General features: G+C 70.6%; 1 protein-coding gene. It reads left to right on the forward strand.

Annotated elements, in window-relative coordinates; all coding sequences use genetic code 11:
- Window positions 1-557 (forward strand): S-layer homology domain-containing protein (locus H6A16_RS10565; protein ID WP_204619017.1); only part of this gene is annotated, 557 nt, incomplete at both ends.

The following is a 557-nucleotide window of genomic DNA, read 5'->3' on the forward strand; positions in this document are numbered from 1 at the left end:
GACGTGGACGCCTCCGCCTGGTACGCCGACGCCGTCTACAACGCGGCCGACCTCGGCTACATGACCGGCATCTCCGGCACCGACCTGTTCATGCCCATGGCCGACATCACCCGCGCCGAGCTGGCCAAGGTGTTCGCCAACATGGCCGGCGAGGCCTTCAGCCCGGTCTACACCCCGACCAAGTTCGGCGACGTCGACCCGCTGGCCTGGTACGCCGGCGCCGTGGCGTGGGCCGACGAGGCCGGCATCGTGACCGGCTACGACGACGTGACCTTCGGCCCGGCCGACAAGGCCACCCGCGAGCAGGTCGCCGTCATGCTCTACCGCTACGCCAAGGGCCAGGGCAAGGACGTCACCGTGGATGACGCCGACGCCGCGCTGTCCGCCTACAAGGACGCCGACCAGGTGTCCGACTGGGCCAAGGAGGCCATGGCCTGGGCCGTCGACAACGGCATCTTCGGCCAGGGCACCGACGAGCTGTGGGCCAAGCAGAACATCCAGCGCTGCGCGGTCGCCACGATCGCCGTGCGCTTCCAGCCCGAGGCGCTGCCCGAGGC

The organism is Collinsella tanakaei (assembly GCF_016900375.1).
Classification (GTDB): Bacteria; Actinomycetota; Coriobacteriia; order Coriobacteriales; family Coriobacteriaceae; genus Collinsella.